The organism is Collinsella stercoris DSM 13279 (genome assembly GCF_020735465.1).
In the GTDB taxonomy this organism is placed as follows: Bacteria; Actinomycetota; Coriobacteriia; order Coriobacteriales; family Coriobacteriaceae; genus Collinsella; species Collinsella stercoris.
Window position 1 is genome coordinate 482,871 of the sequence record NZ_CP085935.1, and the last position, 18,009, is coordinate 500,879.

Here is an 18,009-nt window from a genome sequence, read left to right on the forward strand (position 1 = left end):
GTTTTACATCTCCTCAACGGGGTCGACGGAAAGAGTGATGCTGCCCGTAGCTCGCTCGATCATTCGCCGGGTGAGGGGCACTGATTCCATAATGCTTGGCTTGAACGAGCGGGGCTTTCCCGCAAAAAGAACCTCGTCTCCGCTGGAAATCACAATGCGCGCGGTGCCAACGGGGCGTTTGACGCGGAAGAACAGCTTGGTGTTGGTGCATGCGGAGATGCGAGCGGGAACAACGTAGCCCGCCATCCCCGCCGCCTCAACAGTCAATGGTGAACGGAGCTCGTCGTGCTTGGTCGGCGTGGTCGCCCTCTCGCTTGCCGTGCGAGATTGCTCTTCTATGGGCGCAGAATCGGTCGATGCACGCCGGTCCGCCTGCTCCACACGAATCGCGCAGGGCTCTGCATCCGTGTTCGTGCCCTGCGCTTCCGCGCATGCTGCCGCCCAGGCTGCGGCGGCAGCTCCCGCGCGTTCCGCTTCGGCGGTCACATTGTCCGCAAGGTCGTGGACATGCAGGACGTTTCCGCAGGAGAAGATGCCCGGGACGTTCGTCTGCAGGTTCTGGTCCACGCGCGCGCCGCGGGTGTGCGGGTCGAGCTCAACGCCTGCGGCACAGGCGATCTCATTTTCGGGAATGAGGCCCACCGAGAGCAGTAGCGTATCGCATGCGACGATGCGCTCCGTGCCCGGGATAGGGGCGAGGTTCTCATCAACGCGCGTCACTTCGACGCCCTCCACGCGGTTGCGCCCGATGACGCGCGTGACGGTGGTGGAGAGGTGCAGGGGTATATCGAAGTCCTCGAGGCAGTTTTTGACGTTGCGGTGCAAGCCGTTGGCGTAGGGCATGAGCTCGTAGACGCCTTCGACCTCGATGCCCTCGAGGGCGCATCGGCGTGCCATGATGAGGCCGATGTCGCCCGATCCCAAAATGACCACGCGATGCCCGGGCCGCAGGTTCTCGATGTTGATGTAACGCTGGGCGAGGCCCGCGGTGAACACGCCCGCCGGACGGCTGCCGGGAATCTTGATTTCCGAGCGCGTGCGTTCGCGGCAGCCCATGGCAAGCACCACAGAGCGGCAACGCACGTCGACCATACCCGATTCGGTCATGACGCGGACAGTGTGCCCGGTGGTGCGCATGAGTTCGCTTGCATCGGCCTCTGCGCAGGTCGCGTCTAACGCGGTTGTCCCGTGGGCGTCCACGCTGCACGTCGGCTTCCCTGCGCGGGTATCGCCCTCGCGCGGGTTTCGGCTGCTGCATGTGGGCGCCTCGCAGTCAGATGTCCCGGGCATTGGAGCCTCGGAGGTTCCATCAATCGATAGCACCATGCTGCCGAGCATGACTTCGATATCCGTTTGAGAGACTTGGTCGATAAAGCGCTGTGCATATTCGGGCCCGGTGAGTTCCTCTTTGAAGTGCGTGAGTCCAAAACCGGGGTGGATGCACTGGCGCAAGATGCCGCCGAGATGATCATTGCGCTCGATGATGACGACGTCGGCTCCCGTTTTGTGCGCTGCGAGTGCGGCTCCCATGCCTGCGGGGCCTCCTCCGATGACAGCGACGTCAAAGTCGCGCGCTGGGATGCTTCCCATCTATCGGCCCTCCTTGAGTGTGCCGTCGACAATCCATGAGCCGCGGTCCTCCAGAGGCACGGCGCTCGGTTCGCATCCGAGTTCCCGTGCGAGGATGTGGACCACGCGGCTTTGGCAAAAACCGCTCTGGCACCTGCCCATTCCTGCACGGCACCGGCGTTTGACGCCTTCCACCGAGACAGCTCCGGGTGAGCGGTGGATAGCTTGCACGATTTCCGCCTCGGGGACGGTTTCGCACCGGCAAACGATGCGCCCCCATGCGGGGTCGTGCTCGATAAGCTCCGCTTGGTGCTGAGGGCTCGACCGGTCAAAATCCTCGGGCGCGCGGCGCATGGGGTTCCAATCCGGGCGTTTCTCAAGGTCAAGGCCCGTGTCATGCAGGACGCGATCCATGCGCTCCGCGATGGCCGGCGCGCTGGCGACGCCGGGGGATTGAATGCCCGCGGCATGGAACATACCGGGAAGGACGGCGGAGGGGCCGATCATGAAATCGTTCAGCCCCTCGATGACCGCACGGCCACCTGCGAACGTGCGCACGACTCGTCGGGTATCAAGGTCGGGCACGAGCTTGCGGGCTCCGTTGAGCAACGTCTCGACATCCGCCGCGTAGGTGTCGCGGTCGCCGGGCTCGCGCAGCGCCGCCGTCGCGGTGATGACGGTGTTACCATGTACGGTTCCCGTGACGATGACGCCCTTCGAGATGGGTGTGGGCACGGGGTAGAGGGGCATGAGGGCGCGCGGTTCCTTGTCGAGCACGGCGATGTTGCCCTGGCGCCACGCGAGCTTGAATTCCTCCGCTCCCGCCATGTGCGAGATCAAGGCAGCTCCGTTGCCCGCGGCGTTGACGAGGATGCGACAGCGCACGGTTCCCTTGGGCGTGTGAATGGCAAAGCGCTCGGGCTGGTCGGACAGGCGGCGCGACCCTACGGGTAAGGGGGCGTTGCCCAAAAGCGTGTCGATGGCCTGTACGGGGGCCTCGCGTAGGAATGTCACGCCGTTTGCCGTGGCGTTTTCCGCGCATGCGATTGCGACGTCGAATGGATCGACGTATCCGGTTGACGGGCACCAGAGGGCGCACGTTGCCTGCTCGTTAGCGCGTGGCTCCAGATGGCGAATGTGCTCGGGGCCCACGATCTCGAGCTCGGGGACGCCGTTGGCGCGGCCGTTTTGCATGAGGCGCTCGAGCGCGGCGTGGTCATCGGCGGAAAAACCCAGGACCATGGAGCCGGTGCGGTTAAAGAGGAAGCCCAGCTCGTTAGACCACTGCGAGTAGAGTTCGCAGCCACGTGCGTTTACCTGTGCCTTTACCGTTCCTGGTGCGGGGTCATATCCAGCGTGAACAAGTCCGCCATTGGCTTTTGAAGCGCCGAGGGCGACGTCGTTTCCTGCCTCGATGACACAGATCGAGTTTTCATAGCGTGCGAGTTGCCGTGCGATGGCGCAGCCGGTGATGCCCGCGCCCACGATGGCGATGTCAAAGCTCTCTGCCATGGTGCCTACTCCTATCACGTGCCAGCGCTCGGTCGATTACGGTTGTTTTCGACGATGCTTGGTCGGCTTTGTAGACAAAGCGTCAACAGCAATGCTACGCCTGTCGTTTTTCTTTGCCACATCCAATCGGTCGAACGCTCCGAACACCCCGCCAACGGCGCAGGGCAGAGCTTTGGGGGAAGGGATTACGGTGGGTTGGGCTGCAGGTGAGGATTGCATGGCAATTATGGGATGACTGCGGTGTGTGACCGGACGGCGCTTCTGCTCCGGCCTTCACTTTTGAAGCACGAGAGTTAACTTTCGCCGCAGTTTTGGCGTCGTTTGCGCCGAACATCGCTTCGAGAGTTAACTTTCGAAGCGATTTTGTGGTGGACTCGATGGTCGGGGGATGGGCCGTACGGTTCGCAGATGCTTGCAATCGGTGCGGCAAAATTGGCATCAGTGGATGAACAGGCCTGTCATCCCATTCCGATTCGGTTTGGGTCAAAGGAGAAGACTTGTTTGCGTAGAGCTTTTTCGATGTTTCCATAGTTCTCAATGCGTGCGGTCCTATCCGCTCTGTTCATCTTTGCAAGGAGGGCATCTGTGACGACGGAAAAATCCTCAACAGAGGATAGCTGGTGATTGGTGAGCGTGATTACGGAAAAGCCCTCCCTTTGAAGCTCTGCTCGACGCGCGCTATCTAAACCCAGTCTATCTTTCGATGCATGAAATGCGTCGCTGTCGTATTCAAGAATGAGGTTCCAGGTCCTCCAGAGGAAGTCCGCATATCGTAGAGTCGTTTTTCTGCATCCCTCTTTGCCTTGTTCGCTTATTGCTAAAGGGTCATGAAGGGGTATTGCGGCATTGGCCTCGGGTAGGGGGAGGCCTTTGCCACCCCATTTTGCAGGAAGGGTGAGAAGGGCAGCGACTTGCGCCTCTGCAGGAGAAGCCGTGTCAGGAACTGCGTATGCAAGGGCACTCCTTACAATTTTAACCCCGCGTTCGCCTTTGGATGCGGTAAGTCGATTTACGAGCTGGGTTTTCGTTGTCAGGGGTCGAGCCCTTACAATCACGCCATTGCTTATGCGGTAGCCACTCAAGAGCTGATTGAGCATGACAGCAAGCTCCCCCTGTTTTAGCCGAGCGGCCATTCTGATTGCTGTAGCTCCAGGCGACTCGACGTATACGTCCTTGCTGAGTCGCACAAAGGAATATGGCGCAGGCGAGTGTAAAACGTGCGCCGTTATGCCTGACTGATGATGTCTCATCGAATGACTTGGCACGGCAACGTGGAGCTGGCCGCAAAGTCCGAGTTGCTTTATTTGATTGAGCGGTAAATCCGCCCTGTCAGACGTGGCGAATGCGAAGTCATCGACACGGGCAAGTGGGGCGCCCGTGCGAACGACTCCTTGATCGCCAAACCAGAGTTGAAATGCCGATATGTCTACAAGAAATGCTTTCATGCAGTTAGCGTAGGCTTTTGCCGGGCGAGAGCTAGTAAAAAAGTCAGATTCGCTTTTTCGATCTGTTGAGGGCTCTGGCCGTCGATTGACAGGTGATGCTTGATATGTGTTCGTTTTGGCGCGCTTGGGTGTCATCTAGTGCGAGTGGGCGCATGGGCCGATCGTGGCCGGTCCGGCTAATCCTGGTCGTTTGGCGCTTCGAGAGTTAACCCTCGAAGCAATATTGACGCCATTTTGGCGCAGGGTCGCCTCGAAAGTTAACTCTCGAGGCGGAACTCGCTTCAGGCCCCTCGTCTAAACACTTCGTGCATTTGGCGGCTGTCTTGAATCCACTGGCGGAGCGATACAAACCGTTTGTCGGGTGTGGCCCCATGTTTTAAGGAGGTCGTTCTATACTCGTAATCGTTCGAGAGGTTACCTGTTTGGGCCTGCACCGAGCACCTGCTTACAGTTGCATATGAAGCCGGGATGTTACTCTTCGAGGCATACACCGTTTGAGCCGCGCAAGTGCGCGGGGCGGTTGCTTCGGAGAGTTTTTCATTTTGAGCGTACGTAGGAATGAGTCCGTTCATATGCACGGGAGGGAATTGAGGGGAGGCCGGTATGCAAGCCATTCGCAGCATCAACAACAATATTGCCGTGTGCGTAGATAGCGCAGGGCAAGAGTGCATCGCCATGGGAAAGGGGATTGGCTACGGTAAGATGCCGCATGAGGTTGAGCTCTCGAAGGTGACTCATACCTATTACTGCGTAGATGAACGTCAACTTGAGGGAGTCAAGGATATTCCCCAAGAGGTTCTTGCTTTTGCGGCATCTGCGGTCGATAGGGTTCGTGGACAGCTTCCATATCAGCTGAGCCCCAATCTCACGTTCACTCTTGCGGACCACATAGCGTTTGCCATTAGACGCGCGGAGCAGGGTATCCAGGTTCGGATGCCACTCGCCTATGACGTTGAGCAGAGCTATCCAGACGAATTTCGGTTGGGCCGTCAGCTGGTTCGTAGGATATGTCGTGAGTTCGGCGTGACACTTCGCGATGATGAAGCGAGTGGTATAGCAATGAGCTTGGTTAACGCACGCGCATGTGCTGCGACCGAGGAGGAGCTGACGAGGGCGCGTCAAGATGAAGACATGCTCGAGGACATTACTGAGATTGTTGAGAACCACTTTGGCGTAACAGTCGATCGAGCTTCATTTGCGTTCTCTCGCTATGCGACACATCTCCATTACCTCTTTGCTCGAATTCATAGTGACGAGGTGCTGCCCGCTGAGGGTCTCAGTGGATATCAGGGCGTGGACGACCAATTTCCCGAGGGGGTCGCATGTGTTCGGAAGATTTGCGACCACATTCACGATGCATGGGGTGCCGATCTGACTGATGAGGAGCGTTTGTATCTCGTGATCCATGTAAGCAGGATTTGCATTAAGGGGACGGGACGGTAAGGCTGCCTGTCTCCAGGTTTCGAACAAGGGAGCTTGGAATGGGTTCGAAAAAGTACGACGAGCTCGCCAATCGAGTTATCGATTTGGTGGGTGGCAAGGACAACATCAGCTACTTTACTCACTGTGTTACGCGGTTGCGTTTCAACCTTAAGGATAAGGGTCTGGCGAATAAGGGCGAGCTTGATGGCCTTTCGGGTGTAATTGGCACTCAGTGGTCGGGCGACCAGCTTCAAATTATTGTCGGCCAGCAGGTCGGCGAGGTCTATGCTGCGATTTGCGATCGCAGCGGCCTGGCGCGCGAGGACGCAATCGACGAGAATCTCGACTCGAATCTCACTGGCAAGCGTGATTTTTCGCCGAGGCATATGTTCGATCTTTTTTTCGATACGCTATCAGGCATTTTTGCCCCGTTTATTCCAGCAATAGTTTCTTGTGGCCTGCTCCAGGGAGTTTTGTACTCCATCCAGACATTTGGTTGGATTAGCGCTGATTCGGTTGAATATAATTTCTTTTATACCTGCGCAAATACCGCTTTCTATTTCATGCCGGTACTGATCGCATTTTCGGCTGGAAAGAGATTTAAGTGTAACCCTTATGTGGCAGCGGCGCTTGGCGCAGTTCTTATTCATCCTACGTTTACCGGAATGTCCGGCGAGACCATTGAGCTGTTTGGGGTTATACCTATCACGTTCGCGAATTACTCCTCTACGGTCGTTCCTGCAATTTTGACCGTGTATGTTGCCTCGTGGATTGAGCGTGCTTGCAAGAAGGTGGTCCCGGCAATGCTGGACATCATCGTTACCCCGTTCGTAACGTTTTTGGTCGCAGCAATTATTGGCTTCTCGCTCCTTGCGCCTGCGGGCAATTTCTTGGGAACCTTTGTCGCTGAGGGAATACTTTGGCTCTACACTTCGCTCGGCCCCGTTGGCGGTGCAATTTGTGCTGCCGTCTACCCCTTCATGCTTGCGACTGGTATGCAAGTCGCAATGTCTCCCATTACCGTGCAGAATCTGGCTACGCTCGGATACGACTTCATCTATCCCTGCACGGCTGCTTCTAATGCCGCTATGGCAGCTTGCGCACTGTATATTTTCTTTACTGCAAAGAACAAAAACATCAAGTCGATTGGCTCCTCCACTGGTGTCACCGCTCTGATTGGCGTGACTGAGCCGGTTTTCTTTGGACTCATTGCGAAGTATCGCAAGGCGATGATTGCAACGATTATTGGCGGTGCCGCCGGTGGCGTTGTGATGGGCTTATTTACCGTGCAGTATCTTTCATTTGGATTTGTCCCATTTGGCACGCTTCCTCTGGCGATGACCGAGACATTCCCGTACTACATGATTGGCGTATGCCTCTCGATGGTCGTCGCGGTTATTTCTATGCGCGTCTTGAATTTTACGGATGAGGAGTAATCTGATGGGATTCAAAGAAGGTTTTTTGTGGGGTGGTGCAACATCTGCGAGTCAGTGCGAGGGCTCCTTTGATCTCGATGGAAAGGGCCTGAGCGTCTCGGATGTCGTATCTAGCGGCTCTCATCACAGCCCGCGTCGGATTTGTCTTGACAGAGATCCGGCTTATGCATTTCCTTCGGAATGGGGATCGGACTGCTACCGTCGTTTTGAGGAAGATATAGAGCTATTTACGGAAATGGGGTTCAAGGCTTATAGATTTTCGATCGATTGGAGTCGCATCTTTCCACATGGTGACGATGCCGAGCCAAATGAAGCTGGTCTTGACCACTATGAACGTTTGCTCAGCGCGCTTCGCGAACATGATATTGAGCCGGTGGTAACGCTTTCGCACAGCGAAATGCCGCTTAACCTTGTGAAAAAATATGGAGGGTGGAGAAATAAGCGGGTAATAGAGTTTTACGTACGTTATTGCTCGGCCGTTTTTTTTCGATATCGAGGGCTGGTAAAGTACTGGCTTCCGTTCAATGAAGTTAATGACATGCTGCTCCCGATGAGCGCATTCGGTCAGGGCGGTATCTATCATGATGGGACGGAATCTTTCACTGAGCAGCCAGATTATCCAAATGAACGCATGAATGCTCTCAACAACATCCTTATTGCCTCCGCCCGAGCGGTGAAGATTGGTCGAGATATTAACCGTGATTTCAGTTTTGGCACGATGATTTGCCATATCACGCAGTATCCGCGCACGTGTTGTCCAGAGGACCAACTTCTCGTTCAGATGGACGATCTCTATCGCAATTGCATGTGCTCTGACGTGATGTTGCGGGGCGAGTACCCGTACTATGCCTGGACTTATTTCCGCAGGCACGGTATCGAGCTCGAACTCACTGACAAGGAGCGCGCGGATCTCAAAGCAGGCACGTGCGATTTCTACACGTTTTCGTATTACCAGAGCATCTGTCAGACAACGCGTGCTGAGGAGTTTGGAGATCAGACGGGTGGCAACATCATGGGAGGTGTCCGCAACCCGTACCTGGAGCTTACGGATTGGGATTGGCCCATTGATCCGGTTGGCTTGCGCTATACGTTGAATAAGGTGTACGACCGGTATCGAGTTCCCGTAATGATCACGGAAAACGGTCTTGGCGCTGTTGATGTCTTTGAGGCTGATGGGTCGATTCACGATCAATATCGCATTGACTATCTTCGTCGTCACATTGAGGAGATGAGGAAAGCTGTTGATGATGGAGTGGACCTTATTGGCTATACGCCGTGGGGTTGCATCGATCTTGTGAGCATGTCGACAGGTGAGATGAAAAAGCGATACGGGTTTATTTACGTTGATGCGGATGATGAAGGAAACGGCACATTCGATCGTTTTCGTAAAGACAGTTTCTATTGGTATAAGCGCGTCATTGCGACTAACGGCGAGGATTTGAGCTAGGCACCTTGCTGTTTCTGGGGCGTTGACGCTGTATGTCTTCGATACGTACTGTCAAGGCTGGCTCGTTGTGCCTTGGCGTTGCCGCGTAGGGCCTCTTTCCTCAAAGGTGTGCCACTTCTTGGTGGTCACAATGGGCGGTGAGGGCATTCGGCTCCGAGAGTTAACTTTCGGAGCCGAATTTCACTGAGCTGACGTCTATTTCTCTTCGAGAGTTAACTCTCGAGGTGCATTTGCGGGATTAAAGAAGGGCGAGGTATTGAGAGCGCCGCATATGGGGTTGCCATTGTATTCGGGCAATCAACGTTACGTTGGTGTTCCGGCTCGTTCGCTATGTCATTAACGTGCGAGACGTTACGCGGCGTTAGACGGCATAAAGTTTTTGTTGGTTTGAAAAGAGAGCGGGTCTCCCTTACCTTCGGATTGCCTAGATTCGAGGAAGAGGAGACCCGAGATGAATCTTACCGCACCGGCCGCCGTGGCGGCGCTGGAGACCGCGTTCCTGGACATGCTGAGGGCGGAGCCCGGCGGCTTCGGGGCGTTCGAGTCCGAGGCGAGGTCGGTCGCGCTGTCCTGCTGCGCCGAGGCCATGTCCCGCGCGCTCGAGGAGCGCGACCGCGAGCTCGCGGCGTCCCGGCCGGCGGGCCTCCGCGTGCACTCGCGCAGGCCGCGCACCCTCGCCACGATGTGCGGCGACGTCCGCTTCCGCCGCACCGTGCTCGTCGACGGCGCCGGCCTCACCCGCTACCCGCTCGACGAGGAGCTGGACCTGCCCGCCGGCGACCACGTGAGCCCGTCGGCGCGCTCGTTCCTGGTCACCTGCGGGGCCGACGTTCCGTTCGCCCGCACGGCCGGGCTGATGGCCATCGCGGGCGGCTCGTCCGTGTCGGCGACGACGGTGATGGATTCGGTGAGGTCGGCCGGGGAGGCCATAGCCGGGATCGAGCGGGCCCGGGCGCGCGACCTGTTCCGCGACGGGGTGGCGCCCGGGGCCGACTCGGCGGCCGAGGAGGTGCTCGTGGAGGCCGACGGCACGTGGGTGCGCATGCGCGACGGGTCGATGGCCGAGGTGAAGGCCGTGGTCGCCTACGCCGGCAAGGAGGAGGGGCGCCGGCTCGAGCCGGTGAGGCTGGGCTGCGTGGGCGAGGCGCCCGGCGACTTCTGGGAGCAGGCCTTGGCGCAGGTGGGCTCGCGCTTCGACCTGGCCGCCGTAGAGCGCGTGCGCCTCGGGACCGACGGCGAGGCGCAGTACGTCAACGGCGCCGACTCCATGCCCTTCGCCGACGTCGCCGGCTTCATCGACCCGTTCCACGTCTTCAGGGCGGTGGGGCGCTGCGCGCCCGTCGCCCGACGGGTCGCGGCTGGTATCGGTCCTGAGGTCGGAGGGGGCGGAGGCGTGCGCCGGCGCCATCGAGGCGATGGTCGGGGCCGGGACGGCGGCGCCCGGCGCCGAGGGGGTCGCCGCCTACCTGCGGCGGCACGCCGCCGAGATCGGGGGCGGCCCGTCGATGGGCACCATGGAGGCCGAGCAGCAGCACATGTACAAGGTGCGCATGGGCTCGTTCCCGTGCGCGTGGTCGCCCGAGGGCGCCGACGCGATGGCGCGGCTGCGCAGCTGGCTGGGGTCGGGGTTCGCGCTGCCTCCCCGCACCCGCGAGTCGGGGCAGTCCCCGCGACGCCGAGAGCGGCGGGAGCGCAAGCTCGCGAGGCACCTTGCCCGGCAGGCGGGCGGGCGCGTACAATCCGAGGGGAAGGGCTGGGAGTACCCGCTCGCCGCCTCCCTCGGGGGCTTCAGGGCCGACGTCCGCTACGAGGCGGCCGGCGCCCCGCTGGGGTGGTGACCAACATTTGCTTTATGCCGACGCGGCGTTATCCGAAGGGTGCATGAAACTGAGCATGGGTATACAATACCGAACGATTGTGACCAGCTTTGCGCCGTGCGCAACCGGCTGAAAGGTACGTTCGTATGTCCAAGTACATCGAGGAGCTTATGTCGCCTCAGCTGATGATCGCCGTCTACGGCTTCATCGCCTTTATCGTCGCCCTTTACCTGCTTTCGGTCGTCTACGTGTTCATCGACGCCAAGCGCCGCGGCATTCAGGCGTTTTGGGCTTGGGGCCTGCTCGCCCTCGTGCCGTTCGTGGGCCTTATCGCCTACATCGTGATGCGCCCCGGCTCCTATGCGCTCGACCGCGAGGAGCAGGAGCTCGACATGGCCCTGCGCGAGCGTCAGCTCGCCCAGTACGGCAGCTGCCCCAACTGCGGTACCACCATCGAGAAGGACTTCATCGTGTGCCCCGTGTGCAACACGCAGGTCCGCAACGTCTGCCCCACGTGCAAAAAGCCGCTGGAGGCCCACTGGAAGGTGTGTCCGTACTGCCGAACTCACATTCAATAGGCGCGCCTGCGCCCCGCGTGACGCACGGGGCCTCCCGCAGCGCGCCCATTCGCACCCGTCATCGCATCTCGATGGCGGGTGCTTCGTTAATTTTGCTCATCTGGGCAGATAAACGGGTACACTAAGACAGCTACTCAGGTAATACACCTCATAAGGAAGGTAATCATATGAAGGCACTGTACAACGACGGCTCGGTGGCCGAGGTCGAGAGCGCCGAGGAGGCCCTCCACATCATCCGCCACTCCGCCGCGCACATCATGGCGCAGGCCATCAAGCGCCTGTACCCCGAGGCCGACTTCGCCTACGGCCCCGCCACCGACAACGGCTTCTACTACGATGTCGACCTGGGCGACGCGACCCTTTCCGAGGACGACCTGCCCGCCATCGAGGCCGAGATGAAGAAGATCGCCAAGGAGAATCTCAAGTTTTCTGTCTTCGAGCTGCCTCGCGCCGAGGCAATCGCCCTCATGGAGGAGCGAGGCGAGAAGTACAAGGTCGAGCACATCGGCGATCTGCCCGAGGACGCCCGCATCACCTTCTTCCAGCAGGGCGACTACATCGACATGTGCGTTGGCCCGCACCTCACCTACACCAAGGCGCTCAAGGCCTTCAAGCTCACGGGCGTGTCCGGCGCCTATTGGAAGGCCGATGCCAACAACAAGATGCTCACCCGCGTGAACGGCACCGCGTTCGCCACCAAGGATGAGCTCGACGCGCACCTCACCATGCTCGAGGAGGCCAAGAAGCGCGATCACCGCCGTATCGGCCGCGAGATGGACCTGTTCATGATGCGCGACGAGGCCCCGGGCTTCCCGTTCTTCCTGCCCAACGGCATGATCCTCAAGAACACGCTGCTCGACTACTGGCGCGAGATCCATCACAAGGCGGGCTACGTCGAGATCTCCACGCCGCAGATCATGAACAGCCAGCTGTGGAAGACGTCCGGCCATTGGGACCACTACAAGGACAACATGTACTCCACCATGATCGATGGCGAGGAGTACTGCATCAAGCCCATGAACTGCCCCGGTGGTGTGCTCGTGTACGCCTCCAAGCCGCACAGTTACCGCGAGCTGCCCATTCGCGCCGGCGAGATCGGCCTAGTGCATCGCCATGAGCTCAAGGGTGCCCTGCACGGCCTGTTCCGCGTGCGCTGCTTCAACCAGGACGACGCGCACCTGTTCGTCACCCCCGAGCAGCTCACCGACGAGATCGTGGGCGTGGTGAACCTCATCACGAGCGTGTACGACAAGTTCGGCTTCACCTACCACCTCGAGCTTTCCACCCGCCCCGAGGACTCCATGGGCTCCGACGAGGATTGGGAGCGCGCCGAGGCGGGCCTCAAGACGGCGCTCGAGCGCCTGGGCATGGAGTACGTGGTCAACGAGGGCGACGGCGCTTTCTACGGCCCCAAGATCGACTTCCACCTGGAGGACTCTCTCGGCCGCACCTGGCAGTGCGGCACCGTGCAGCTCGACTTCCAGATGCCGCAGAACTTCGACCTCGAGTACGTCGACGCTGACGGCACCAAGAAGCGTCCCATCATGCTGCACCGCGTGTGCTTCGGTTCCATCGAGCGCTTCATCGGCATCCTCATCGAGCACTTCGCCGGCAAGTTCCCCGTGTGGCTCGCGCCCATGCAGGTCAAGGTCCTGCCCGTCTCCGAGAAGAGCCGCGACTACGCGCACGAGGTCACGGCCAAGCTCGAGGCCGCCGGCATCCGCGTGGTGTGCGACGACCGCGACGAGAAGATCGGCTACAAGATCCGCGAGGCCCGCGGCACCGACCGCGTGCCCTACATGCTCATCCTCGGTGAGAAGGAGGTCGAGGCCGGTAACATCTCCGTCCGCGACCGCACGAACGAGACCGTGCCCATGGGCGTGGACGAGTTCATCGCCAAGGTTCGCGAGGAGATCGACACCCGCGCGTAGGCGTTGAGGTTCATGTAAGCGAGCTTGCTGGAGGCGAGCTCGCTGGGCGCTCGGTGGATGTGGGTCCGCCGAGCGCCTTTTTGTGTAAGGGGCGCATCGGGTGTGCTTGGGCGAGATGGGGCGCGCTTCTAGCGATAAAGAAGCACGTGGGCGTAAGCGCGCACGTGGATGAGGATGCTGTTGGGATATGCAAGTCCGCACGGGAGGATCACGGGGTCGCCGCGGCGTGCGGGCTGCTGCGGTGCGCAAGCATGTTGCTGCGTGCAGCCGCCGCGTGCAGCCGCTGCGTGCAGGCGCCGCATGCGAGATGCGTTTTCCAGATCGACTGGGCGCGTGTCCGGGTTCCAGTTCGGATGCTCGCCATTTTCGCTTCTGGGCCCCTAGGCACCCATTCGCTCAAAAGGGTGGGGTATACTCCCGTTCTGCTTCGTATTCGTGTTTGCAGTCGATGAAAAGGCGGTTGCGCGTATGGTCGAACAACAAGAGCTCGAGGCTCGGTACGCACGGCGCACTTCGGCCAAGACCGCCGTCTTTGTCTATGCCGGCCACGTGGCGGATGCGTGCGCGCGTCCCGGCGTGATGGCCGAGGGCGATGTGCTGCTCGACATGGTGGGTGGCAGAGGGCTGCGCGTGGCCGATATTCGTGCCCGCGCGAGCGAGGCGCGAGGTACGGCCGGCAGGCTGCTCGTCGATATCACCGTGCCGTCTCATTTTGGATGCCATGCATTTGAGCTGGGGGCCGACGTTCAACTCGAGGCGCTCGACCGCGTTGCCGCGGGGATGTTGCGTCGCAAGGTGGTTGCCATTTCTTCCCGTACCGACCTGACCGTCGCGGGAGACGCCCTTGATCCGGATGACCTGGCCGCGATTACCCAGGGCCTCGATTCTCTTCATGAACGCATGCAGCGTCATTTCGATCACGCTCGCGCCCTTGCGGAGTACCTCTCTTGCTGCGATAGCCCCATTTCGGGCGGTCGTGTTGCGGTTTCCTATCCGGGCCTGGCCAGCCATCCCGATCATGACCTGGCGACTCGGGTTCTCGTGCACGGCTTCGGGCCTGCGGTGGATTTCGAACTCCCGGATGCGTGGGGCGCCACGGCGGGGGAGTTTATTCGCCGCTGCCGCCTGAACGGTCGGTCGCAGCCCGCCGGTGGCTTCAACACACGGCTCCATGCTCGCGACGGATCCGATGGACGGGCGGTTCGCATCTTCGCCGGTCTCGATAATCCGCTTGAGATTGCCGACGACCTCGATCAGGCCATGCGCTGGTTGCGCAATCCGCCTGCACCGTGACGTGGGGAGTTGAGAGCGGCGCCCGCACGACTCGTTCGAAGCATCTGCAACGGTTGGATATCTGCTCCGATTGGGCAGCCCTGATCCGTGATGGCCGACTTGGCGCTGACGTTGTCAGTTGGACGTGTGCTCCGATTGAGCAGTCCTGATTCCGTACTAAGCGGCTGATGTATGTGACGAGGATTGGACGTGTTCCGATTGAGCGCCCCGACCCACGAGCCGGCAGCACGCTCACGACGCCAGCAGTCGGGCATGCGTTCCGGCTGAGCGGTCCTGCCCCTCCTGGGCAAGGCGTCGGGAATGTCGGTCGGGCAAGTGCTTCGATCGAGCGGCTTCGGCCTGCGGCCCTATATTCGTGCCGCAGCACGCATGCGGGGCATATGTTTCGACCGAGCAGTCCCGGCCCTTACCGTGCTTTCCAATGAGCCGGCCGCGCGGAACCACGAGAAACAAGCTGAGTCCCTCTCCATCTTCACTGCCGCTTGCCATTTGGTCGCATAACTGGAAAAACTTTGTGATTCCGCGAAGTTTTTCCAGCTATGCGACCAGTTGAACGCTCGATACCCGTCCCTCTCCAAAATACCCGGAGGAATTCATGTCTACCATCACGCTCGCCGCCCTTGCCGAGAGCATCGTGCTCGGCATCGCCCTCGCCATGGACGCCATGGCGGTCACGTTGTCCAACAGCCTGTGCGAGCCCGATATGCCGCTGTCCAAAAAGCTCGGCATGCCCATCGCGTTCGCTGCGTTTCAGATGGGCATGCCCGTGTTGGGGTATCTTGGCGGCACGTGCATCGCCGAGTACATCGAGCGGTACGCCGGTATCGTCTCGCTCGTGATTCTCGCTTTTGTGGGCAGCAAGATGATCGTGGAGGCCGTGCGCGAGCTTCGCGAGCCCGAAGCCTGCCCCGCCACGCGTCTTACCTGGGGCACAATCGGCATGGAGGCAATCGCCACGGCGATCGATGCGTTTGTGGTGGGTGTGAGTTTTGCCGCCGAGGGCAAGGACGTCGTGCTGTATTGCGGCATGATCGGCGTGACCACGCTGCTGTGCTGCCTGCTCATTTTGGCGCTCGGGCGAAAGCTGGGCAGCCGCTTTGGTCCGCGCGCCGAGGTTGTGGGCGGTGTGGTGCTCATCCTCATCGGCCTCAAGGCGTTTCTGGGTTTATAACGCGAGTGCGTGTCTGCAGGTCCGCAACAGCTCGCTTGGGAGGGGCTCCCCTAGGCGAGAGGCCCGTTTAGAAACAGGACACGCTTGGAAGGAGCTCGTCTAGGGGAGGAGCTCGCGTAGACGGCGGGCGATGAGCTCGTCGACCTCCCTTTGGAGTTCCCGGTACCCCTTGAGAGCCCGTTCGCCTTCGGGCGTGAGCCTCGACCCGCGGGCTCCGTCGCGCGTCAGCAGTTCGCAGTCCAGGTGCGCTTCGGCCTCCCGAACGATGCGCCACGCCTTGGAGTACGCCATGCCCATGCGCTTCGCCGCACGATTGAGCGAGCCCTCATCGGCGACTCCCTCGAGGAGCGCGGCGCAGCCGCCGCCGAACGCGCCGGGAAGATCGCGCGTGTCGTCGGAGATGGTCAGTCGAGCGTGGGCGGATAACGGCATGAAGCCTCCTGTGTCGTTTGCGCTAGAGGCCTACCTGCGGCAGCTCTGCGTCCCGTGGTGGCGAGGCCCCGGAGAGTCGTCGTTCGCTGCGTGGCGAGCGCGTACGGGGCGGAGCTTCGACGCCCACTCACTTTAGCGGGCCGTAGGGCTCCGCCGCCATCGCGATAGGTCGAGAGGCACCGTCATCGTGTCGCCCGCGCCGCGCCGGAATGGGCAGACCCTTTGAAGTCTTGCAACGACAGCCATTGTAACAGTGCCGGCGCGCTACAATACCTCCACTTGTATAGAGCGCCATCGGCGGGGTTCGTGAGCCTACCTCGTCGGCAGCAGAGAGTCGAAGGAGCGACATGGCAACGTTTTTCCCTGGTGAGTCCCACACTTTCTCTGAGTATCTGCTCGTCCCCGGGTACTCATCCTCGGAGTGCATTCCCAATAATGTTTCCCTCAAGACCCCGCTGACGCGCTTTAAGCGCGGCGAGGAGCCCGAGATCTCCCTTAACATCCCGATGGTGTCCGCTATCATGCAGTCCGTCTCCGGCGTGGACATGGGCGTCGCCCTTGCCACCGAGGGCGGCATCTCCTTCATCTACGGCTCCCAGACCCCCGAGTCCGAGGCCGCCATGGTCAAAGCGGTCAAGGACCACAAGGCGGGTTTCGTCGAGTCCGATTCCACCCTCACGCCCGACATGACCATGGAGCAGGTCATCGCCCTCAAGGACAAGACGGGCCACTCCACCATGCCCGTGACCGACGACGGCACCCCGCGCGGCAAGCTGCTCGGCATCGTGACGAGCCGCGATTATCGCCCCAGCCGTGACGACCACTCCAAGAAGGTCGCCGAGTTCATGACGCCCCGCGCCGAGCTCATCGTGGGCGATAAGGACATCACCCTCAAGGATGCGAACGACCTCATCTGGGACAAGAAACTCAACGCCCTGCCCGTCGTGGACGACAACGACCATCTCGTCGGCATCGTGTTCCGCAAGGACTACGATTCCCACAAGACCAACCCCAACGAGCTGCTTGATGCCAACAAGCGCTACATGGTCGGCGCCGGCATTAACACCCGCGACTACGCCGAGCGCGTGCCGCTGCTCGTCGAGGCCGGTGCGGACGTCCTGTGCATCGACTCCTCCGAGGGTTACTCCGAGTGGCAGAAGCGCACCATCGAGTGGATTCGCGCCAACTACGGCGATTCCGTCAAAGTCGGTGCCGGCAACGTCGTCGACGCCGACGGCTTCCGTTTCTTGGCGGATTGCGGTGCCGACTTCATCAAGGTCGGCATCGGCGGCGGCTCCATCTGCATCACGCGCGAGACCAAGGGCATCGGTCGTGGTCAGGCTACCGCGTTGATCGACGTGTGCCGTGCGCGCGACGAGTACTTCGAGGAGACCGGCGTCTACGTGCCCGTGTGCTCCGACGGCGGCATCGTGTATGACTACCACATGACGCTCGCCCTTGCGATGGGTGCCGACTTCCTCATGCTCGGCCGCTATTTCGCGCGCTTCGACGAGTCCCCGACGTCTCGCGTGAACGTCAACGGTCAGTACATGAAGGAGTACTGGGGCGAGGGCTCTGCGCGCGCCCGCAACTGGCAGCGCTACGACCTGGGCGGTGCCCAGAAGCTGTCCTTCGTCGAGGGCGTCGACTCCTACGTGCCCTATGCCGGCTCCCTCAAGGACGGCGTGAACGGCACCCTGTACAAGGTGAAGTCCACCATGTGCAACTGCGGCGCGCTCTCCATTCCCGAGCTACAGGAGAAGGCTCGCCTCACGCTCGTGTCCGCCACCTCCATCGTCGAGGGCGGCGCCCACGACGTCGTGGTCAAGGACTCCCAGCAAACGGTGAGCTATAACTAAACGGTTCTTAATCATCCTACAGGCTAATGCTCAGAAGGCTCGCGTGCGCTCGCATGCGAGCCTTCTGTTATTTTTGGTACGAAGGATTTGTCAGTAT

General features: G+C 60.3%; 13 protein-coding genes. 9 read left to right on the forward strand and 4 right to left on the reverse strand.

Going from position 1 to position 18,009, the window contains the following annotated elements; translation table 11 throughout:
* Window positions 1-3: 3 nt before the first annotated feature.
* The 3 genes from LK434_RS02095 to LK434_RS02105 all read right to left on the reverse strand — a co-directional run bounded on the left by LK434_RS02095 (window position 4) and on the right by LK434_RS02105 (window position 4,178).
* The gene (locus LK434_RS02095) at window positions 4-1,590 is read right to left on the reverse strand and encodes an NAD(P)/FAD-dependent oxidoreductase (protein WP_006721519.1); all 1,587 of its coding nucleotides are present in this window, start codon (window positions 1,588-1,590) and stop codon (window positions 4-6) included.
* Window positions 1,591-3,081, reverse strand: a complete 1,491-nt coding sequence (locus LK434_RS02100) for an NAD(P)/FAD-dependent oxidoreductase (RefSeq protein WP_006721518.1) — start codon at window positions 3,079-3,081, stop codon at window positions 1,591-1,593. It lies immediately after the preceding gene.
* A 458-nt stretch (window positions 3,082-3,539) separates the two neighbouring features.
* Window positions 3,540-4,178 (reverse strand): PDDEXK family nuclease, encoded by a 639-nt coding sequence (locus LK434_RS02105; RefSeq protein WP_148334622.1) that lies wholly within the window; start codon window positions 4,176-4,178, stop codon window positions 3,540-3,542.
* Window positions 4,179-5,129: 951 nt separating this feature from the next.
* Here LK434_RS02105 and LK434_RS02110 point away from each other — a divergent pair.
* The 8 genes from LK434_RS02110 (at window position 5,130) to LK434_RS02145 (ending at window position 15,621) form a co-directional block, all read left to right on the forward strand.
* Window positions 5,130-5,969, forward strand: a complete 840-nt coding sequence (locus tag LK434_RS02110) for a PRD domain-containing protein (protein ID WP_006721516.1) — start codon at window positions 5,130-5,132, stop codon at window positions 5,967-5,969.
* Window positions 5,970-6,007: 38 nt separating this feature from the next.
* On the forward strand, window positions 6,008-7,384 hold the full coding sequence (locus LK434_RS02115; protein ID WP_006721515.1) for a PTS transporter subunit EIIC: 1,377 nt from the start codon (window positions 6,008-6,010) through the stop codon (window positions 7,382-7,384).
* A 4-nt stretch (window positions 7,385-7,388) separates the two neighbouring features.
* Window positions 7,389-8,831: a glycoside hydrolase family 1 protein gene (locus LK434_RS02120; protein ID WP_269546201.1), complete on the forward strand. Its 1,443-nt coding sequence runs from the start codon at window positions 7,389-7,391 to the stop codon at window positions 8,829-8,831.
* 451 nt (window positions 8,832-9,282) lie between these two features.
* Entirely contained in the window at window positions 9,283-10,716 is a 1,434-nt protein-coding gene (locus LK434_RS02125) for a UPF0236 family transposase-like protein (RefSeq protein ID WP_227917801.1), read from the forward strand.
* Between the two features lie 78 nt (window positions 10,717-10,794).
* The gene (locus tag LK434_RS02130) at window positions 10,795-11,226 is read left to right on the forward strand and encodes a double zinc ribbon domain-containing protein (protein ID WP_006721510.1); all 432 of its coding nucleotides are present in this window, start codon (window positions 10,795-10,797) and stop codon (window positions 11,224-11,226) included.
* 167 nt (window positions 11,227-11,393) lie between these two features.
* Window positions 11,394-13,157, forward strand: coding sequence for a threonine--tRNA ligase (gene thrS, locus LK434_RS02135; protein WP_006721509.1), 1,764 nt, complete (start codon window positions 11,394-11,396; stop codon window positions 13,155-13,157).
* A 468-nt stretch (window positions 13,158-13,625) separates the two neighbouring features.
* The gene (locus tag LK434_RS02140; RefSeq protein ID WP_006721507.1) at window positions 13,626-14,450 is read left to right on the forward strand and encodes a PLP-dependent transferase; all 825 of its coding nucleotides are present in this window, start codon (window positions 13,626-13,628) and stop codon (window positions 14,448-14,450) included.
* A 595-nt stretch (window positions 14,451-15,045) separates the two neighbouring features.
* On the forward strand, window positions 15,046-15,621 hold the full coding sequence (locus LK434_RS02145) for a manganese efflux pump MntP (RefSeq protein ID WP_006721505.1): 576 nt from the start codon (window positions 15,046-15,048) through the stop codon (window positions 15,619-15,621).
* Between the two features lie 99 nt (window positions 15,622-15,720).
* On the opposite strand, the gene LK434_RS02150 is transcribed toward LK434_RS02145, so the two are convergent.
* Complete coding sequence (locus LK434_RS02150; protein ID WP_006721504.1) at window positions 15,721-16,053, reverse strand: winged helix-turn-helix domain-containing protein; 333 nt, start codon at window positions 16,051-16,053, stop codon at window positions 15,721-15,723.
* Window positions 16,054-16,400: 347 nt separating this feature from the next.
* On the opposite strand from LK434_RS02150, the gene LK434_RS02155 reads away from it, so the two are divergent.
* A complete protein-coding gene (locus LK434_RS02155) occupies window positions 16,401-17,912 on the forward strand; it encodes an IMP dehydrogenase (RefSeq protein ID WP_006721501.1) in 1,512 nt (503 codons plus the stop codon).
* Window positions 17,913-18,009: the final 97 nt, after the last annotated feature.